The following is a 19,306-nucleotide window of genomic DNA, read 5'->3' on the forward strand; positions in this document are numbered from 1 at the left end:
GCAGAAACGCGAAGGGCCACCGCACCGGGTGGTGTGGCGGCCCTTCGTTCGGTTCAGGCGGGGCCTGAACGGGCGTACGTCAGTTGACGGAACCCATCAGTTGCTTGACCTTCTTGCGGGAGCTCCAGATACCGAGGCCCGCGATGACCGCGATGACCGCCTCGACGGCCACGGCCCCCGAGTTGTTCAGATCGACGCCGAGCTGCGGCGAGGTGAGCAGACCCGTCACGGAGTCGCCCGCGGTGACCGCGAGGAACCAGACACCCATCATCTGGGCGCTGTACTTCTCCGGGGCCATCTTCGTGGTGAGCGACAGGCCGACCGGGGAGAGGCACAGCTCGCCGACGGTCTGGATGAAGTAGATCGCGACCAGCCACATCGGGCTGACCCGGCCGCCGTTGGCGGCGGTGTCGATCAGCGGGATGAGGAAGACGGCGAAGGAGATGCCGATGAGCGTGAGGCTGGAGGCGAACTTGACCGCCGTGCTCGGCTCCTTGCCCCGCTTGTTCAGCCACAGCCACGCCGAGGCGACCACGGGGGCGAGCGCCATGATGAAGATCGGGTTCAGCGACTGGTACCAGGAGGTCGGGAAGTCGAACCCGAGGAGGTTGTTCGTCGTCGCGGTCTTGCCGAAGATCGACAGGGTGGAGCCGTTCTGGTCGTAGATCATCCAGAAGACGGCGGCGACCACGAAGAACCAGATGTAGCCGGACAGCTTCGACTGCTCCAGCTGCGACAGCTCCTTGTCGCGCTTCATACGGGCCAGGACGGCGATCGGGATCACCAGACCGGCGATGATCAGCGGCATCAGCGCCCAGTCGGCGAAGTTCCCGGTGACGCCCATCAGCGTGTAGAGCGCGGCGGCGACAATCAGCCAGATCAGGCCGGTACGCAGGGCGGAGGCGCGCTGCTCCGGCGTGGCGGGCTGCGAGATCACGCTGCTCTGCGCGCTCAGGTGGCGCGAGCCGATCATGAACTGGGCGAGGCCGAGGGCCATGCCGGCCGCGGCGAGCGCGAAGCCGAGGTGCCAGTCGACGCTCTCGCCGACCGTGCCGATGGTCAGCGGGGCGAGGAAGGCGCCGAGGTTGATGCCGATGTAGAAGAGCGTGAAGCCACCGTCGCGGCGCGGGTCCTTCGGACCGTCGTAGAGGTGGCCGACCATCACGGAGATGTTCGCCTTCAGCAGGCCGGAGCCGAGCGCGACGAGCGCGAGGCCGGCGAAGAAGGACGCCGAGTTGGGCAGCGCGAGGGTGATGTGGCCGAGGATGACGACGGAGGCACCGATGATGACCGTCTTGCGCGGACCCCAGAAGCGGTCGGCCATCCAGCCGCCGGGCAGGGCGAGCAGGTAGACCATCGACATGTAGACGGAGTAGATCGCCGTCGCCGTGGTGGCACTCATGTTCATGCCGCCGGGGGCGATCAAGTACAGCGGGAGAAGTGCCTTCATGCCGTAGAAGCTGTAACGCTCCCACATCTCGGTCATGAAGAGTGTGGCCAGTCCGCGGGGGTGGCCGAAGAAGGTCTTCTCGGTGCCAGGGGTACTGGCGGAGTCCTTCGTCAGGCTGGACGCCATGGGTCGATCCTCGTGGGTTCGGGACGCGCGGCAGGAGCGTGTGCGCGCCCGGTGGGGGGCGGTCGGCACCGGTGCCGCCTCGTCCAACCCCACGCCCAGGGGAGATTCACACCCTGGTGGAGGGAGCGAGGGACGGCGACTCCGGGATCCACACCCTGGGCGCAACCTCGCGCGCAGGGCCCGACCACAGGTCATTCCTTTCAAGGCTGGCCGAAGCCGGCCCGCACATAAAAGAGACCTAAGGCGCGCACAGCGGGCCAAAGGTCCTTGAATAGTGCATCAGGCGTTGGGTCACCATACGACACCACGGGGAGGCATATGGAAGGACTTGAGAGATGGATCACAGGTTTCGGCGCAACCAACAGCACACATTCAAAGGTGTTTCTTAGTTTCGCTCCCCATAGGCGCAGGCCCTCGCCACCACTGTGCGATCAACGCACAGCGCTTGTCCACCGCGGACTACCATCACCCCATGACCCGTGTACTGCTCGCCGAGGACGACGCGTCCATCTCGGAGCCGCTGGCCCGCGCCCTGCGCAGGGAGGGTTACGAGGTCGAAGTGCGCGAGGACGGCCCGACCGCCCTCGACGCCGGACTTCAGGGCGGTGTCGATCTTGTCGTGCTCGATCTCGGGCTGCCCGGCATGGACGGCCTGGAGGTCGCTCGCCGACTGCGCGCGGACGGGCTCACGGTGCCGATCCTCATCCTCACCGCGCGCGCCGACGAGGTGGACACCGTCGTCGGTCTGGACGCGGGCGCCGACGACTACGTGACCAAGCCGTTCCGCCTCGCGGAGCTGCTGGCCCGGGTGCGGGCCCTGTTGCGGCGCGGGGCCACGGAGCACAAGGAGGCGCCGTCCACGCACGGCGTACGGATCGACGTCGAGTCGCACCGGGCCTGGATGGGCGAGGAGGAACTCCAGCTCACGGCAAAGGAGTTCGACCTCCTCAGGGTCCTCGTACGCGACGCGGGCCGGGTCGTCACGCGCGACCAGCTGATGCGGGAGGTCTGGGACACGACGTGGTGGTCGTCCACCAAGACCCTGGACATGCACATCTCCTGGCTCCGCAAGAAGCTCGGCGACGACGCGGCGAATCCGCGGTACATCGCGACGGTGCGGGGCGTGGGTTTCCGCTTCGAGAAGAGCTGACGCCCACATCGTCAGGGGCATCAGCTACCCCGCCCCGTAAGGGGCGCGAGGAACTGCGCGCCCAGCCAAGTCCCACCCGCACTCGCCCGCGAGCCCGCCGGGGCAGACGGGTGCGCGACTGCGTCGTGAACCGGGCCCAGGCCCAGCCCCCGTCAGGGGCGCGGGGAACTGCGCGCCCAGCCAAGTGCGACCCGCACTCGCCCACGGAACCGCCGGAGGCAGACGCGTGTGCGGGGCCCGGCCCACAGGCCGCCGCAGGCCGTCCGTGGCCGATCGCGCAGTTCCCCGCGCCCCTAGGGGGGCCGGGACCACCCCGCGGTCAGCCCGCGCCCGTAGGGGAGCGGAACCACCCCGCAGTCACCCCACGCTCCCTGGGGCAGCGGAGCCACCCCGCGATCAGCCCGTACCCCCAGACGGCCCCCGATCCGCGACACTGAGTGAATGCGCCGCCGACTGATCAACTCCACCCTCGCCGTCGTCCTCGTCGTGATCGCCGTCTTCGGCGTCAGCCTCGTCATCGTCGAGACCAGGACGATCAGCAGCAGCGCCCAGGAGCGCGTGGACTCCGAGGCCATGCGCCTCGCCAGCATCGTCGACAGCCGGCTGATCAGCCAGGAGCGGATCAGCGCCGCCATCCTGCGCGACCAGGTCGCCACCGCCCGCTACGCCCGCATCGACATGCCCGGCCGCGCCCCCATCGAGATCGGCAAGCGGCCCACCGGGGACGTGATCAGCGCCACCCGCCCCGGCGAGCAGGGCGAACAGGTCACCGTGCAGGAACCGAAGGACGCCGTCACCCGCGAGGTCGGCCGCACCCTGCTGATCATCGCCGCCGTGGCCCTGCTCGCGATCATCGCCGCGGTGCTCCTCGCCGTCCGCCAGGCCAACCGTCTGACCTCCCCGCTCACCGACCTCGCCGAGACCGCCGAGCGCCTCGGCTCCGGAGACTCCCGCCCCCGCCACAAGCGGTACGGCGTACCTGAGCTGGACCGCGTCGCCGACGTCCTGGACGCCTCCGCCGACCGCATCGGCCGCATGCTGACCGCCGAGCGGCGCCTGGCCGCCGACGCCTCCCACCAGCTGCGGACCCCGCTGACCGCCCTGTCCATGCGCCTGGAGGAGATCACCGTCACCGACGAGCTGGACACGGTGAAGGAGGAGGCGACCATCGCGCTGGCGCAGGTGGAGCGGCTCACCGACGTCGTGGAGCGGCTGCTCACCAACTCCCGCGACCCCCGTACCGGCTCCGCCGTCGCCTTCGACCTGGACGAGGTCATCAAGCAGCAGCTGGAGGAGTGGCGCCCCGCCTACCGCAGCGCGGGCCGCGCCATCGTCAGCTCGGGCAAGCGGCACCTGGAGGCGGTGGGCACGCCGGGCGCGGTCGCACAGGTGCTGGCGGCCTTGATCGAGAACTCCCTGATGCACGGCGGCGGCACGGTCGCCCTGCGCACCCGCGTCACCGGCAACCAGGCCGTCATCGAGGTCACGGACGAGGGCCCAGGCGTGCCGCCCGACCTCGGGGCGCGGATCTTCGAGCGGACCATCAGCGGCCGCAACTCCACCGGCATCGGCCTCGCCGTGGCCCGGGATCTGGCCGAGGCGGACGGCGGCCGCCTGGAGATGCTCCAGACGAAGCCGCCGGTCTTCGGCCTCTTCCTGTCGCGTACGCCGGTATCGAAGACGGAGGCGGCGGCGGAGACGGTCAGGTGAGCGTCAGCCGGTGCGCCGCGCCACGGGCCGCTCGTCCGGCTCCCCGCGCAGTGACTCCGGCTCATCCCGCAGCGACCCCGGCTTCCCTCGCGGCGGCTCCTTCTCCAGGAACGATTCCGCATGCGCGACGGCCTCGCGCGCGGGCAGCGCCTTGAACACCCACGTGCGGTAGGACCAGAAGCGGAAGAGCGTGGCGATGCCCATGCCGAGGAACTTGAAGAAGTTGGCCGCGAGCCTGCCGTCCCAGCCGAACCAGTACGTCGCGGCGTAGAGCACGCCGTTCTCGATCACCAGGCCGACCGAGCTGAACAGCAGGAACAGCGTGAGTTCCTTGGTGCGGCCGCTCTTGTCACGGTCCCGGTACGTGAAGTAACGGAAGCCCACGTAGTTGAAGGCGATGGCGACGACCGTCGCGACGACGCTCGCGCGCACCACCTGCAGATCCGTGGTGTGGCGTACGAGGTTGAAGACACCGAAGTTGACCAGTGTTCCGACCGCCCCCACGGCCCCGAACTTGGCGATCTCGCGCCAGATCTGGTCCAGTCGTCCCCGAAGTGCGCCCCGTTCCGTCATGGTGGTCGCCCCAGCCCCCGTCGGTTCGTACCGGGGCGGTATGCCCCGGCTCGTGTACGTGCCGACGGATTGGTGTTTCGGTCGTGTCGACCCAGCCATGCTAACCAGCGGGCCTTTCCGGCGCGCGCGGGCGTCCGGACGCCGTGGCGGCACCGTGCCGGGAGGCGTCGGGGCGCCCTTGGCCCCGGCGGTTCCGGGGTGGCCGGAAGCGGCCGATACCCTAGGGGTGTGACGTTCCCGGTAGTCGGCATGGTCGGCGGCGGTCAGCTCGCCCGCATGACCCACGAGGCGGGCATCCCCCTCGGCCTGAAATTCAAGCTCCTCAGTGACACCCCGCTGGATTCCGCGGCGCAGGTCGTCGGCGATGTCGTCATCGGCGACTATCGCGACCTGGACACGCTGCGTGACTTCGCGCGGGGCTGCGACGTGATCACCTTCGATCACGAACACGTACCCACCGAGCACCTCAGGGCCCTGGAGGCGGACGGCATCCCCGTCCGTCCGGGGCCCGACGCGTTGGTGCACGCCCAGGACAAGGGCGTGATGCGCGAGAAGCTCATGGAGATCGGCGTGCCGTGCCCGCGCCACCGGATCGTGGAGGACCCGGCCGACGTGGCCGCCTTCGCGGCCGAGGGCGACGGCTTCCCGGTCATCCTGAAGACGGTGCGTGGTGGATACGACGGGAAGGGGGTGTGGTTCGTGCGTTCCGTCGAGGACGCGGCGGAGCCCTTCCGGGCCGGCGTCCCGGTGCTCGCCGAGGAGAAGGTCGACTTCGTACGCGAACTGGCGGCGAACGTCGTCCGCTCGCCGCACGGCCAGGCCGTCGCCTACCCCGTGGTCGAGTCCCAGCAGGTCGACGGCGTGTGCGACACGGTGATCGCCCCCGCGCCCGGCCTCTCGGAGGAACTCGCGGGCCGGGCCCAGGAGTTGGCCCTCGGTGTCGCGAAGGAACTGGGCGTGGTGGGCCACCTCGCCGTCGAACTCTTCGAGACGGCCGACGGACGCATCCTGGTCAACGAACTGGCGATGCGCCCGCACAACTCCGGCCACTGGACGCAGGACGGCGCGATCACCTCGCAGTTCGCCAACCACGTGCGCGCGGTCCTCGACCTGCCGCTCGGCGACCCGCGCCCGCGCGCCAAGTGGACGGTCATGGCCAACGTGCTGGGCGGCGACTACCCCGACATGTACGCCGCGTACCTGCACTGCATGGCCCGCGACCCGCAGCTCAAGATCCATATGTACGGAAAGGACGTGAAGCCCGGCCGCAAGGTCGGCCACGTCAACACCTACGGCGACGACCTGGACGAGGTCCTCGACCGCGCCCGCCACGCAGCCGGCTACCTCAGAGGGACGATCACCGAATGAGCGCTTCCGTCACCCCCGTCATCGGCATCGTCATGGGCTCCGACTCGGACTGGCCCGTCATGGAGGCCGCCGCCAAGGCCCTCGACGAGTTCGAGATCCCCTACGAGGTCGACGTCGTCTCCGCGCACCGCATGCCGCGCGAGATGATCGCGTACGGCGAGCAGGCGGCCGACCGCGGCCTGAAGGCGATCATCGCGGGCGCGGGCGGCGCCGCCCACCTGCCCGGCATGCTGGCGTCCGTGACGCCGCTGCCGGTGATCGGCGTGCCGGTCCCGCTGAAGTACCTGGACGGCATGGACAGCCTCCTGTCCATCGTGCAGATGCCGGCCGGTGTCCCGGTGGCGACGGTCTCCGTCGGCGGCGCGCGCAACGCCGGCCTGCTCGCGGCCCGGATCCTCGCGGCCCACGACGCCGAACTCCTGTCCCGTATGCGGGAGTTCCAGCAGGATCTGAACGACCAGGCGACGGAGAAGGGCAAGCGTCTGCGCACCAAGGTCGAGGGAGCGGGTTCCGGATTCGGCTTCGGTTCGGGAAAGTGATCGCATGACACCCCCCGACGAAGCACCCGCCCCGCACGGCGAAGCGCGCGCCCTGCTCGACGAGTTCCCGGTCGTCGACGGCCACAACGACCTGCCGTGGGCCCTGCGCGAGAAGGCGGGCTACGACCTCGACCGCCTCGACATCGCCGCCGACCAGACGGGCCATCTGCACACCGACATCGCCCGGCTGCGCGCCGGCGGTGTCGGCGCGCAGTTCTGGTCGGTGTACGTCCGCACGGACCTGGCCGGTGACGCGGCGGTCAGCGCCACGCTCGAACAGATCGACTGCGTCGAGCAGTTGCTGGCCCGCCACCCGGCGGACCTGGCCCGCGCGCTGACGGCGGCGGACATGGAGAAGGCCCGCTCCGAGGGCCGTATCGCCTCCCTGATGGGCGCCGAGGGCGGCCACTCCATCAACAACTCCCTCGCCACGCTGCGGGCGCTGCACACGCTCGGCGTCCGCTACATGACGCTCACGCACAACGACAACATCGCGTGGGCGGACTCGGCGACGGACGAGCCGGGCGTCGGCGGCCTGTCGCCCTTCGGCCACGAGGTCGTACGCGAGATGAACCGCGTCGGCATGCTGGTCGACCTCTCCCATGTGGCGTCGACGACGATGCGGGCGGCCCTGGACACCTCGGTGGCGCCGGTGATCTTCTCCCACTCGTCGGCGCGGGCGGTGTGCGACCACCCGCGCAACATCCCGGACGACGTCCTGGAGCGGCTGCCCGGCAACGGCGGCGTGGCGATGGTGACGTTCGTGCCGAAGTTCGTCCTCCAGGCGGCCGTCGACTGGACGGCGGCCGCCGACGAGAACATGCGCGCGCACGGCTTCCACCACCTCGACACGACGCCGGAGGCGATGAAGGTCCACGAGGCCTTCGAGGCGTCGAGCCCGCGCCCGATCGCCACCGCCGCCACCGTCGCCGACCACCTCGACCACATGCGCGAGGTCGCGGGCGTCGACCACATCGGCATCGGCGGCGACTACGACGGCACGGCGTTCACGCCCGACGGCCTGGACGACGTGGCGGGCTACCCGAACCTGATCGCCGAGCTGCTCGGCCGCGGCTGGTCCAAGGCCGACCTCGCCAAGCTGACCTGGCGAAACGCGGTACGGGTGCTGGGCGCCGCGGAGGACGTGGCGAGGGACGAACAGGCCCGCAGGGGCCCGTCCGTCGCCACACTGGAGCAGCTGGACGGCTAGAACCGGACCAGCAGCCGGAGCACACGGCCCGAGCGGCCCCGCGTCACTTGCGCCAGAACACGTGGTGCGTCACGCCGCTCGGGCTGGGCACGACGTCCAGGTGGTACCGGTCGAGCAGCTCGTCCGGCGACTTCCACAGGCGTACGCCGGAGCCGAGCCGCACCGGCGAGACCACCACGTGCAGGGTGTCGACGAGGCCCGCGTCGAGGAACTCCCGGATGGTGGTCGCCCCGCCGCCGAGCCGGACGTCCTTGCCGCCCGCTGCCTCCCGTGCCCGCGCGAGGACCGTGGCCGGGTCGCCGTCGACGAAGTGGAACGTCGTGTCGGAGAGCGTGAACGACGGCCGCTCGTGGTGCGTCATGACGAACACCGGGGTGTGGAACGGCGGCTCGTCGCCCCACCAGCCGCGCCACTCGTGGTCGGTCCAGGGCCCGCGCTGGGGCCCGAACTTGTTGCGCCCCATGATCTCCGCGCCGATGTTCCGCGCGAAGTCCCGCGTGAAGTAGTCGTCGAGGCCGCGGCTGCCGCCCGGATCGGTGCGATTGGGCCAGCTCGCCGTGGCCCCCGCCCAGGCGAACATCTCACCGGGCTCGGCGTGCCCGAAGGGCCGCTCCAGGCACTGGCCCTCACCGGCACCGAACCCGTCGCTGGAGACGGTGAAGTTCTGCACCCGCACCAGCTGTTCCGGCTGTTTCATGTGTCCCTCCTGTGTCATCGACAACAGGAAAGACCGCCGGGGCCACGGAAACTCATCGCTGTGGACGGACGAATCCCCGTGGCCGGCCGGAACTACGGCAGGTTCCGCGCCATCACGATCCGCTGCACCTGATTCGTGCCTTCATAAATCTGCGTGATCTTCGCGTCACGCATCATGCGCTCGACGGGGTAGTCACGGGTGTAGCCGTAGCCGCCGAGGAGCTGGACGGCGTCCGTGGTGACCTCCATCGCGACGTCCGAGGCGAAGCACTTGGCGGCCGCGCCCTGGAAGGTCAGGTCCTTGTCGCCACGCTCCGACTTCGCCGCCGCCGCGTACGTCAGCTGGCGCGCGGCCTCGATCTTCATGGCCATGTCGGCGAGCATGAACTGGACGCCCTGGAAGTCGGCGATCGGCTTGCCGAACTGCTTGCGCTCCTGGACGTAGCCCTTGGCGTAGTCGAGGGCGCCCTGCGCGATGCCGAGGGCCTGCGCCGCGATGGTGATGCGGGTGTGGTCCAGGGTCTTCATGGCGGTCGCGAAGCCCGTGCCCTCCTCGCCGATCATGCGGTCGGCGGGGATGCGGACGTTGTCGAGGTAGACCTCGCGCGTGGGGGAGCCCTTGATGCCGAGCTTCTTCTCCGGGGCGCCGAAGGAGACGCCCTCGTCACCCTTCTCGACGACGAAGGCGCTGATGCCCTTCGACCGCTTGGTCGGGTCGGTGACGGCCATGACCGTGTAGTACTCGGAGACGCCCGCGTTGGTGATCCAGCGCTTCACGCCGTTGAGGACGTAGCCGTCGCCGTCGCGGACCGCCTTCGTCTTCATGCCGGCGGCGTCCGAACCCGCGTCGGGCTCGCTCAGGCAGTACGAGAACATGCCCTCGCCCTTGGCGAGCGGCGTCATGTACCTCTTCTTCAGCTCCTCGGAGCCGGAGAGGATGACGGGCAGCGAGCCGAGCTTGTTCACGGCCGGGATGAGGGAGGAGCTGGCGCAGACGCGGGCCACTTCCTCGATCACGATGACGGTCGCCAGGGCGTCGGCTCCCGCGCCGCCGTAGCTCTCGGGGACGTGCACGGCGTGCAGGTCGTTCGCGACCAGCGCGTCGAGGGCCTCCTGCGGGAAGCGGGCCTCCTCGTCCACCGCGGCGGCGAACGGCGCGATCTTCGCCTCGGCCAGCGAACGGATCGCGTCCCGGAGCATGTCGTGCTCCTCGGACGGGCGGTACAGGTCGAAATCAGCCGATCCGGCCAAGGTCTCTCACGCTCCAAGGATGCTAATTACCGTTAAGTAACCCAAATTTTAGTGGTGTGACCCGCACGACGGATACGTGAGCTTGGCGACAGCGGGAATCGTGCCCGGTGAGGGCCCTGGATACGCCCGACTATGCTCGGTCAACGCACCGCAGCCGCAAGCCCCCGCAGACCGTCTGGAGCACCGCATGGCCCTCAAGATCACCGTGATCGGCACCGGCTATCTCGGCGCCACGCACGCCGCGGCCATGGCCGAACTCGGCTTCGAGGTCCTCGGTCTCGACGTGGTGAGCGAGAAGGTCGAGATGCTCCAGCGGGGCGAGGTCCCGATGTACGAGCCCGGCCTGGAGGAGCTGCTGCGCAAGCACGTCGCGGGCATCGAGGGCTCCAGCGGGCGGCTGCGCTTCACGACGGACCCGGCGGCGGCCGCGGACTTCGGCGACGTCCACTTCATCTGCGTGAACACCCCGCAGAAGCACGGCGAGTACGCCTGCGACATGTCGTACGTCGACACCGCGCTGGAGTCCCTCGCCAAGCACCTCACCAAGGCGTCGCTGGTCGTCGGCAAGTCCACCGTGCCGGTCGGCAGCGCGGACCGGCTCGCCGCCCGCCTCGCCGAGCTGGCACCCGCGGGCGACGAGGTCGAGCTGGCGTGGAACCCCGAGTTCCTGCGCGAGGGCTTCGCCGTGCAGGACACGCTGCACCCGGACCGCATCGTGGTCGGCGTACGCAGCGAGCGCGCCGAGAAGCTGCTGCGCGAGGTCTACGCGACGCCGATCGCCGAGGGCTCGCCCTTCGTCGTCACCGACTTCCCGACGGCGGAGCTGGTCAAGACCTCGGCGAACTCCTTCCTCGCCACGAAGATCTCCTTCATCAACGCCATGGCCGAGGTGTGCGAGGCGGCCGGCGGCGATGTCGTACAGCTCGCGGAGGCCCTCGGCCACGACGACCGGATCGGCAAGAAGTTCCTCCGGGCCGGAATCGGCTTCGGCGGCGGCTGCCTGCCCAAGGACATCCGGGCGTTCATGGCACGGGCGGGCGAGCTGGGCGCCGACCAGGCCCTGACGTTCCTGCGCGAGATCGACTCCATCAACATGCGCCGGCGCGGCCAGATGGTCGAGATGGCCCGCGAGGCGCTGGGCGGCGGCTCCTTCCTCGGCAAGCGGGTCGCGGTGCTCGGCGCCACGTTCAAGCCGGACTCCGACGACGTCCGCGACTCCCCGGCGCTCAACGTCGCCGGGCAGATCCACCTCCAGGGCGGCCAGGTCACGGTGTACGACCCCAAGGGCATGGTGAACGCCCGCCGCCTCTTCCCCACCCTCGGCTACGCGGACTCGGCGATGGACGCGGTGCGCGGCGCGGACGTCGTGCTGCACCTCACGGAGTGGCGCGAGTTCCGCGAGCTCGACCCGGCGGCGCTCGCCTCCGTGGCGACGACCCCGGTCATCCTCGACGGCCGCAACGCCCTCGACCCGCAGGCCTGGCGGGCGGCGGGCTGGACCTACCGCGCCATGGGCAGGCCCGCGGCCTGAGACAGGCGCGGGGGCGCCACAGGGACTAGGGCCTGTCTGACAATTCCCGCCTGCCTCGCGACGCCATGCACGCACTCTCGCCGCACCGGGCGCAGAGCCAAGTACATCCAGTACGAGGCCCTACGCCCGGCACGCCGAGAGCACGCACCTGGCGCCGCGAGGCCGCCCTCCGGGCGACGACGGGAATTGTCAGACAGGCCCTAGGCAGACGTGCCGGGTGCCGCCTTGCGGGCCCGGTACGCCCGCATCTTCGCGCGCGCCCCGCACACCCCCATGTCACACCACCGGCTCCGGCCCGCCGGGCTGCGGTCGTAGTAGGCCCAGTGGCAGGTGACCGCCTCGCACGCCTTGAGGCGCAGCCACGTCCCGGCGGTGAGCGCCTCCGCGATCGCCGAGGCCACCCGCGCGGTGAGCGCCGAGCCGTCCGCGGGGACGAGTGACGCGGCGCCCGTCGCGCCGTCCACCTCCACCAGCAGCGGCCCCTGGGCCAGCAGTTCGCTCAGCTCCCGTACCGGCCCGTGCGCCGGGTGTCCGGCGTGCGCGAGGCACGCCGCCCGCAGGGATTCCCGCAGTTCGCGCGCCGCGTCCACGTCCTGCGGGGCGAGCCCGAAGGCACCGCGCCCCGCCTCGGTGTCCAGGGCGTCCGCGCCGCTCCCCAGGTCCAGCGTGTTCACCAGCTCCTGGACCAGCGCGAGCCCTCCCGGCGCCGGCGCTCTGTCATTCATGGTTGCGACGTTACCTCTTCTGCGGGAGCATGAAGTAACCGTTACCGCTTGATGCCATCAACCGGTAATTCACGGAGACCTCTGGAGGAACCATGGCTCTCGCCAAGCTCGGCGTCGTCGTCCTCGACTGCGCCGACCCGCTCGCCCTCGCGGAGTTCTATGCCGCGGTCGTCGGGGGCACCCCGACCCCGGCCGACGACACCTGGGTCGACCTCAAGGGGCACGACGGCACCCCCTTGGCCTTCCAGCGGGCCCCCGGCCACGTACCGCCGAAGTGGCCCGCGCCCGACGGGTCGCAGCAGTTCCACCTGGACCTCACAGTGGAAGACATGGACGCCGCCGAGGAGCAGGTCCTCGCCCTCGGCGCCACGGCCCTCGACACGGCCGACCGGGACCGCAACTGGCGGGTTTACGCCGACCCGGCCGGGCACCCGTTCTGCCTCTGCGCCTGCTGAGACGCCCGCGCCCTGCCGGGAATCCTGTCGAGAAGGAGGAGTCATGACCGACCAGCACGACGCCGCCGCCCCCATCGCCCGCCTGCGCAACGTCGTCCTCGACTGTCCGCGGCCGCGTGAACTGGCGGAGTTCTACGCCCAGGTCATCGGCGGCACCATCGAGGAGGACGGGGACTGGGTCGACCTCGTGACCCCGGGCCGCGTCAAGGTGTCGTTCCAGCGGGTGAGCGACCTGCGCCCGCCCGAGTGGCCCCGCTCCGACGCCAACGCCCAGCAGCTCCACCTGGACCTCGACGCCGGCCGCACCACCGAGGAGCTCGACGCCGCCGAGAAGAAGGTGCTCGCCCTCGGCGCGCGACCCCTCGACCTGGACGACGACGGCGGCAAGCGCGACTTCCGCGTGTACGCCGACCCGGCCGGGCACCCGTTCTGCCTCTGCAAGATCCCCTGACCGCGACCCGGGTGACCGTGACCCGGCTGGTCAGCCGTCCAGACGCTCTATCCGCGCCGTGGACGCCGTCCTGCGCTCCCGCGTGGCCCGGGCCGTGAAGTCCGCGCCGCGCAGGGCGCGTTGGAAGTTGCCCCAGGTGAGCAGCGCCACGTCGGCCTCGGGCCAGCCGCGGTCCAGGAGCGCCGCGATCAGCTGCGGATAGTCCGACGGGTCGACGAGATCCTCCGGGTGCACCTCAGGGGTGTCGTACATCCCCGCGATGCCGACGCACTCCGGCCCCGCGACCCGGCGCACGTGATCGAGGTGGTCCGCCACCTCGCGCGCCGAGGAACCCGTGCGGTCGGCGGCCAGCGGCACCATGCACAGGCCCTTGTGCTCGCCCACCTCCGCGAGCAGCTCGTCCGAGAGGTTGTCCGGGTGGTCGCGCAGGGCGGCGGCACCGGAGCGGGTGAAGATCACCGGAGCCTTGGAGATGGCCAGGACCCGCCGCACGGTCGCCTCGGACGCGCCGGACAGGTCCGCGAGGATCCCGAGCCGGTTCATCTCCCGCACGACCTCCTCGCCGAACGCGGTCAACCCGTCGGCGCCCGCCCACGACGTACCGCAGAGGGTCACCGCGCACAGACCCAGGCTGTGCAGCCCGCGCAGGGCCCCCAGCGAGTCGCCGAGCGCGGTGCCGCGGGCGGGACCGATCAGCGTGGCCATGCGGCCGCAGTTGCGGGCGTCGGTGGTTTCCGAGGCGTCACGGGCGAGCCGCAGCCACTCGGGATGGTTACCGACGACGTGTTTGACCAGGTCGATCTGTTCGAGGGTGGTCCGCACGACCTGGTCGGTGCCGAGCCACTCGGGCACCTGCACGGACCACAGCTGCGCCCCGACGCGGCCCGCGCGCAGCCGCGGCAGATCGCTCTCCAGGCCGCTGTCGCCCGTCTCGAAGTCGTACCAGGGCAGGTCGCGCAGGGTTCCCGGCAGACCGCTGTACCCGTCGGCGACAGGGTGCGCGGCGAGCAGGGCGTGGGCCCGCTCCAGCGGGTCGGCGGCCTCCGCCGCCTCGGGGCCGTGACCGGGCTCCCGCTCGGGAAGCGGCTCGGTACGGGGGTCGGGCCGGGCGGGGGACTGGTCGAGCTCCCCCGCCTCGGCGGTGGCGTTGATCTCGTCCTGTAGGTCTGCCATGGCAGGGCTCCGTACGTCGACGGTGGCAGTTCGGACCACCGTGGCATGCCGGAGCCGGGGTTTCCCGCCGGGCGGGCCGTTCGGGGGACGGGGCCGCCGCCCGGCCCCCGAGCCCGGGTTCAGCCGGAGACCGTGACCTTGTCGTCGTTGTTCAGCTGGTTGACCAGCTGCTTGACCTTGGCCTTGTCCCACAGGACGTTGCCGCCCGACATGCCGGCGATCGGCATGTTCATCGACTTGCCGTCGCCGCCGGTGACGCCCTTCATCGCCCAGAACATGGACGCCACGTCCATCAGGCCCATGTCCTTGTCGACGATCAGCGTGTCCAGGCCCGCGCCCATCGTGGGGTAGAGCTTGAACGGGTTCATGACCGTCCCCGGCGTCGCCGCCTGGTTGGCGAGGGCCGCGAGGAACTTCTGCTGGTTCTTCGTGCGGTCCAGGTCGCTGCCCGGCAGCGCGTAGCGGGTGCGGACGAAGGCGAGGGCCTGCTCGCCGTCGAGCGTCTGCTTGCCCGCCTCGAAGTCGGCGCCGGACTTCTTGTCCTTGAAGCCCTTGGGAATGTCCATCTCGACGCCGCCGACCGCGTCCACGATCTTCGCGAAGCCGCCGAAGCCGATTTCGGCGTAGTGGTCGATGCGCAGGCCGGTGTTGTACTCGACGGTGCGGACGAGCAGCTCGGGACCGTCCTCCGCGTACGCGGCGTTCAGCTTCGTCTGGCGGCCCTGGTTCGGGTAGAGCTTGCCGGACTCCGCGCCCTTGAAGGAGGGGATCGTGACGTTCGAGTCGCGGGGCAGCGAGATCATCGTGTTCCCGCCGTCGTCCGCGACGTGCAGGATCATCATCGAGTCGGTGCGCTTGCCGTCGGCCGAGCCCGTGTGCAGCCGCTTCTTCTCCTCGGCCGACATGCCCTCGCGGCTGTCGGAGCCGACGATCAGGTAGTTCGTGCCCGCGCCGCCCTCGGGCCGCTCGATGACCTTGGAGAGGTCGACCTCGCGCTTGAGCTTGCCGTCCGCCCAGAAGTACGTGGCCACGGTCGTCACGAGCAGTACGGATACGAGGGTGATCGAGCCGACCTTGATGCGGCGCCGCCAGTCGGGCGCGGCGCGCGGGCCGCGCGGCGGGCGTCCTGCACCGCTCTGGCCGCCGCCGCCCGTGGCGGGCTGGCCGTAGACCTGCCCCGTGTTGTAGCCGCTGTCGTAGCTCTGGCCGTGGCCACCCTGGCGAGGGGTGCGCGGCTCGAAGACCTCGTCGCGGGCGTCGCCGTACGGCTGTCCGTCCCCGTACCCGTCGTCGTACGCGGGCTGCTGCGGCACACCGCCCGGCGGCGGTCCGGCGGGGCGGGCGGGGCCGCCGCGCTGGACATGCCGCATCACGCGGGCGCCGTCGGGCTGAGGGTTCCCGCTGCCGCGGCCGTAGCCACGGCCGCCCGCCTGATCGTCTGGCCAATCGCTCATGTGGCCCAGTGTGCAGTGCGAGGGCGCGCGGCTTACAGGGCGGTCGGGATTTCGGGCCAGGGCTGTTGCAGAGCTGATGCAAAGCGGCCGGGGACGGGGTGCGGGCGCGCCCGGCATAGGGTGGAGGGCATGACAGATCAGGCCCCCCGTTCGGAATCGGGTATACCGGGCAAGCCGACCTCGGCCTCCCGCACCACGCTCAGCCACATCATGACCCACAACGACACCAACCTCCTCGGCACGGTGCACGGCGGCGTGATCATGAAACTCGTGGACGACGCGGCGGGGGCCGTCGCCGGACGCCACTCGGGCGGGCCCGCCGTCACCGCCTCCATGGACGAGATGGTCTTCCTGGAGCCGGTCAGAGTAGGGGACCTCGTCCACGTGAAGGCCCAGGTCAACTGGACCGGACGCAGCTCCATGGAGGTCGGCGTCCGGGTCCTGGCCGAGCGGTGGAACGAGTCGACGCCCGCCCAGCAGGTCGGCTCCGCCTATCTCGTCTTCGCCGCGGTCGACGCCGACGGCAAGCCCCGCACGGTGCCCCCGGTCCTCCCGGAGACCGACCGCGACCGCCGCCGCTACCAGGAGGCCCAGATCCGCCGCACGCACCGCCTCGCCCGGCGCCGCGCGATCAAGGAGCTGCGGGAGGCCCGCGCGGCGGAGGGCTTCGACGACTGAGGCCCCTGCGGCACCGGTCAAGGACAGGGGACAGTCAGGGGTGTCAGGGGCAGACGACCTGATCGCCGGTGACGGCCCCGAACTCGCCCTCCAGCTCGTCCTCCGCCCGAACCGGCCGCACCGCCTTGAAGTCCGTCCCCGCGATCACCTTCAGCACCGCCCCCTGCCCGTCGACCGTGCGCATCTCGCAGCCGGGCAGGGCCGTCGCGAGGGCCTTCGCGGAGCGGTCCCAGCGGGGGTCGTAGGCGACGACGGTCCGCGCCGCCGGCGCCGTCCGCGCGGTCGGCACGTTCCCCGGCAGGCCCGTCGTGCGGAAGCCGGTGGCCCGCAACCCGGTGTCGACGCGCTTGCCGAGCCCCGGCACCGTCGTGCCGTTGTCGACCTGCACCTGGATCTGCTGGGGCGAGACGTCCACCAGCGCGACCCTGGACTTGTTGCGGTGCGGGGCCAGCGGCCGGTCCTCGCGCAGCGCGTCGAACAGCTTGCGGGACTTCGTCGGGTGCCACTTCAGCGTCGCGCCGATGCCCGGCAGGGTCTGCCCCTCGGCACTCAGCGGCACGGTCGTGAACTCCGAGGACGACGGCGAGAAGCCCCGCATCGCCCGGCCGAGGTCCAGCATGTCGCTCGTGCCGAAGCCCTTGTCCGCCCGGACCGAGCCGAGCAACGTCTGCGTCACGTCGCGGAACTTGACCGGATTGAGCAGGACACCGCTGCTGGTCGCCTTCGCGATGAGCGCCGCGAGGAACCGCTGCTGGCGCTTCATCCGGCCGAGGTCGGAGGCCCCGTCGACGTACCGCGACCGCACGTACTGGAGCGCCTCGCCGCCGTTCATGGCGTGCGTGCCGACCGCGAGGTTCAGGCCCGTGTGCGAGTCCTGGAGCGGGCGCGACGTGCAGATCTCCACGCCGCCGAGGACGTCCACGGTCTTGATGAAGCTGGTGAAGTCGACCTCCAGGTAGTGGTCGATCTTGACCTTCGTCATGTGTTCGACGGTCCGCACCGTGAGGTTCGGTCCGCCCTCCGCGTACGCCGCGTTGATCTTGCCGGGGTGCATGCGGTGCTGCTTGCCGCTGTTCTGGTCGGTGTGCTCGGGCAACTCGGCGTACGAGTCCCGCGGCAGGCTCACCACGCTGGCGCGGTCCCGGTCCTCCGAGATGTGCACGATCATGATCGTGTCCGTGCAGTGGCAGGGAGCGCCGCCGAGGCGGTACTTCTCCTTCTCCTCCGGAGTGATCTTGTCGCGGCCGTCGGTGCCGACGAGCAGCACGTTCATGCCGTTGCCCGAAGCGGGCCGGTTCTTCATGTCCCTGAAGGCGTCGACCCGCTTGATCCCGGTGTCGAGACCGGTGACCACGGAGTGCCCGATGCCGGCCGCGACGAGCACCGTCACGGAGCACGCGGTCGCCATCCGCATGGCCCAGCGCGGCCGCCGCTTCGCCCGCCCGGCCGGCCCGTGGTCGGGCGGTCTGTGGCCCGGCGGGTGCGGGCGGCGCGGCGCGGGAGCGGGGGAGCGGGGCGGTGTGGGCACGTGGGGGAACACCTCCGCGGAGACGGACCTGGCTCGGGGCGGGCGACGGACGACGGACGACGGGCGACGGATCCGGGGACCCGAGAAACGTAAGCCCATACGAAATGCGGCCCGGGGCAACGACCCGGACGGCGCGCGTCCGTGTCCCCCATTCGCGGTAACGTGGCGCGTGATGAACGCGAAGTCTGAGGCACAGCCTCCCGCCGTGTCCGTGATCATGCCCGTCCTCAACGAGGAGCGGCATCTGCGCGAGGCCGTCCACGCGATCCTGCGCCAGGAATACGCGGGTGAGATGGAGGTAGTGGTCGCGCTCGGCCCCTCCACCGACCGCACGGACGAGATCGCCGCCGAGCTGGTCCGCGAAGACCCGAGGGTGCATACGGTCCCCAACCCCACGGGGCGTACGCCGGCCGCGCTGAACGCCGCGATCAAGGCCTCACGTCACCCGATCGTGGTGCGCGTGGACGGCCACGCCGCGCTCTCGCCGGGCTACATCACGACCGCCGTCCGGCTCCTGGAGGAGACCGGCGCGATGAACGTCGGCGGCATCATGCACGCCGAGGGCCAGAACGACTGGGAGCACGCGGTCGCCGCCGCCATGACGTCGAAGATCGGCGTGGGCAACGCCGCCTTCCACACCGGCGGCGCGGCCCAGCAGGCCGAGACGGTCTACCTGGGCGTCTTCCGCCGCGAGGCCCTGGAGCAACAGGGCGGGTACAACGAGGAGTTCATCCGCGCCCAGGACTGGGAGCTGAACTTCCGCATCCGCGAGGCGGGCGGCCTGATCTGGTTCTCGCCCGAGCTGAAGGTGTCGTACCGCCCGCGGCCGAGTGTGAAGGCCCTCGCCAAGCAGTACAAGGACTACGGCCGCTGGCGCCACGTCGTCGCCCGCTACCACGAGGGGTCCATCAACCTCCGCTACCTCGCGCCGCCGACCGCGGTCTGCGCGATCGCGGCGGGCATCGTCGTCGGCGCGGCGCTCACGCCGTGGGGCTTCGTGATCCCCGGCGGCTACCTCGCGGCGATCGTCGCGGGCTCCGTCCCCGCGGGCAAGGGCCTGCCGCTGAAGGCCCGCCTCCAGATACCGGTGGCGCTCGCGACCATGCACATGTCGTGGGGCTGGGGCTTCCTCACCAGCCCCCGCTCGCTGGCGAAGAAGGTCATCGCCTCGCGCCGCCCGGCCGTCCTGGGGGAGACCCAGGAGGCCTGAGAGCCGCATGCGCGTAGGGGCCCGGCGC

At 70.9% G+C, this 19,306-nt stretch carries 18 protein-coding genes; 10 read left to right on the top strand and 8 right to left on the bottom strand.

Going from position 1 to position 19,306, the window contains the following annotated elements:
- Positions 1-79 precede the first annotated feature (79 nt).
- Positions 80-1,576, bottom strand: coding sequence for a peptide MFS transporter (locus tag ACF062_RS35440; RefSeq protein ID WP_392143740.1), 1,497 nt, complete (start codon positions 1,574-1,576; stop codon positions 80-82).
- Between the two features lie 472 nt (positions 1,577-2,048).
- On the opposite strand from ACF062_RS35440, the gene ACF062_RS35445 reads away from it, so the two are divergent.
- Positions 2,049-2,726: a response regulator transcription factor gene (locus ACF062_RS35445; protein ID WP_127911041.1), complete on the top strand. Its 678-nt coding sequence runs from the start codon at positions 2,049-2,051 to the stop codon at positions 2,724-2,726.
- 441 nt (positions 2,727-3,167) lie between these two features.
- On the top strand, positions 3,168-4,436 hold the full coding sequence (locus tag ACF062_RS35450; RefSeq protein ID WP_223775003.1) for an ATP-binding protein: 1,269 nt from the start codon (positions 3,168-3,170) through the stop codon (positions 4,434-4,436).
- Between the two features lie 3 nt (positions 4,437-4,439).
- On the opposite strand, the gene ACF062_RS35455 is transcribed toward ACF062_RS35450, so the two are convergent.
- Entirely contained in the window at positions 4,440-5,009 is a 570-nt protein-coding gene (locus tag ACF062_RS35455; RefSeq protein WP_392143742.1) for a GtrA family protein, read from the bottom strand.
- 198 nt (positions 5,010-5,207) lie between these two features.
- Here ACF062_RS35455 and ACF062_RS35460 point away from each other — a divergent pair, with 198 nt between their 5' ends.
- The 3 genes from ACF062_RS35460 to ACF062_RS35470 are packed head-to-tail and all read left to right on the top strand — an operon-like array spanning position 5,208 to position 8,126.
- Positions 5,208-6,377, top strand: a complete 1,170-nt coding sequence (locus tag ACF062_RS35460; RefSeq protein WP_392143744.1) for a 5-(carboxyamino)imidazole ribonucleotide synthase — start codon at positions 5,208-5,210, stop codon at positions 6,375-6,377.
- On the top strand, positions 6,374-6,916 hold the full coding sequence (gene purE, locus ACF062_RS35465) for a 5-(carboxyamino)imidazole ribonucleotide mutase (RefSeq protein WP_392143746.1): 543 nt from the start codon (positions 6,374-6,376) through the stop codon (positions 6,914-6,916). The genes ACF062_RS35460 and purE overlap by 4 nt, the downstream gene beginning before the upstream one ends.
- Before the next feature lie 4 nt (positions 6,917-6,920).
- Positions 6,921-8,126, top strand: coding sequence for a dipeptidase (locus tag ACF062_RS35470; RefSeq protein ID WP_392143748.1), 1,206 nt, complete (start codon positions 6,921-6,923; stop codon positions 8,124-8,126).
- A gap of 43 nt (positions 8,127-8,169) precedes the next feature.
- Here ACF062_RS35470 and ACF062_RS35475 read toward each other — a convergent pair whose 3' ends face one another.
- Positions 8,170-8,823, bottom strand: coding sequence for a dihydrofolate reductase family protein (locus tag ACF062_RS35475; protein WP_392143750.1), 654 nt, complete (start codon positions 8,821-8,823; stop codon positions 8,170-8,172).
- A 92-nt stretch (positions 8,824-8,915) separates the two neighbouring features.
- The gene (locus ACF062_RS35480) at positions 8,916-10,073 is read right to left on the bottom strand and encodes an acyl-CoA dehydrogenase (protein WP_392143752.1); all 1,158 of its coding nucleotides are present in this window, start codon (positions 10,071-10,073) and stop codon (positions 8,916-8,918) included.
- Positions 10,074-10,260: 187 nt separating this feature from the next.
- Here ACF062_RS35480 and ACF062_RS35485 point away from each other — a divergent pair, with 187 nt between their 5' ends.
- The gene (locus ACF062_RS35485) at positions 10,261-11,604 is read left to right on the top strand and encodes a UDP-glucose/GDP-mannose dehydrogenase family protein (protein WP_223774996.1); all 1,344 of its coding nucleotides are present in this window, start codon (positions 10,261-10,263) and stop codon (positions 11,602-11,604) included.
- 200 nt (positions 11,605-11,804) lie between these two features.
- Here the strand turns inward: ACF062_RS35485 and ACF062_RS35490 are convergent, their stop codons facing one another.
- Positions 11,805-12,329, bottom strand: coding sequence for a CGNR zinc finger domain-containing protein (locus ACF062_RS35490; protein WP_392143754.1), 525 nt, complete (start codon positions 12,327-12,329; stop codon positions 11,805-11,807).
- A gap of 92 nt (positions 12,330-12,421) precedes the next feature.
- Between ACF062_RS35490 and ACF062_RS35495 the strand changes: the two genes are divergently transcribed.
- Together ACF062_RS35495 and ACF062_RS35500 are read left to right on the top strand one after the other, a co-directional pair.
- The gene (locus ACF062_RS35495; RefSeq protein WP_392143756.1) at positions 12,422-12,784 is read left to right on the top strand and encodes a VOC family protein; all 363 of its coding nucleotides are present in this window, start codon (positions 12,422-12,424) and stop codon (positions 12,782-12,784) included.
- A 43-nt stretch (positions 12,785-12,827) separates the two neighbouring features.
- Positions 12,828-13,235 carry a VOC family protein gene (locus ACF062_RS35500; protein WP_392143758.1) on the top strand — a complete coding sequence of 136 codons (408 nt, stop codon included), beginning with the start codon at positions 12,828-12,830 and terminating at the stop codon, positions 13,233-13,235.
- Between the two features lie 30 nt (positions 13,236-13,265).
- Here ACF062_RS35500 and ACF062_RS35505 read toward each other — a convergent pair whose 3' ends face one another.
- Together ACF062_RS35505 and ACF062_RS35510 are read right to left on the bottom strand one after the other, a co-directional pair.
- A complete protein-coding gene (locus ACF062_RS35505; RefSeq protein WP_392143760.1) occupies positions 13,266-14,408 on the bottom strand; it encodes a dipeptidase in 1,143 nt (380 codons plus the stop codon).
- A 119-nt stretch (positions 14,409-14,527) separates the two neighbouring features.
- On the bottom strand, positions 14,528-15,862 hold the full coding sequence (locus ACF062_RS35510; RefSeq protein ID WP_392143762.1) for an LCP family protein: 1,335 nt from the start codon (positions 15,860-15,862) through the stop codon (positions 14,528-14,530).
- 129 nt (positions 15,863-15,991) lie between these two features.
- Between ACF062_RS35510 and ACF062_RS35515 the strand changes: the two genes are divergently transcribed.
- Positions 15,992-16,540, top strand: a complete 549-nt coding sequence (locus tag ACF062_RS35515) for an acyl-CoA thioesterase (protein WP_223774990.1) — start codon at positions 15,992-15,994, stop codon at positions 16,538-16,540.
- A gap of 43 nt (positions 16,541-16,583) precedes the next feature.
- Here ACF062_RS35515 and ACF062_RS35520 read toward each other — a convergent pair whose 3' ends face one another.
- On the bottom strand, positions 16,584-18,068 hold the full coding sequence (locus tag ACF062_RS35520; RefSeq protein WP_392143764.1) for an LCP family protein: 1,485 nt from the start codon (positions 18,066-18,068) through the stop codon (positions 16,584-16,586).
- 172 nt (positions 18,069-18,240) lie between these two features.
- Here ACF062_RS35520 and ACF062_RS35525 point away from each other — a divergent pair, with 172 nt between their 5' ends.
- The gene (locus tag ACF062_RS35525; protein ID WP_392143766.1) at positions 18,241-19,278 is read left to right on the top strand and encodes a glycosyltransferase family 2 protein; all 1,038 of its coding nucleotides are present in this window, start codon (positions 18,241-18,243) and stop codon (positions 19,276-19,278) included.
- The last annotated feature ends 28 nt before the right edge of the window (positions 19,279-19,306 follow it).

It is taken from the genome of Streptomyces sp. NPDC015345, assembly GCF_043078805.1.
Taxonomy (GTDB): domain Bacteria; phylum Actinomycetota; class Actinomycetes; order Streptomycetales; family Streptomycetaceae; genus Streptomyces.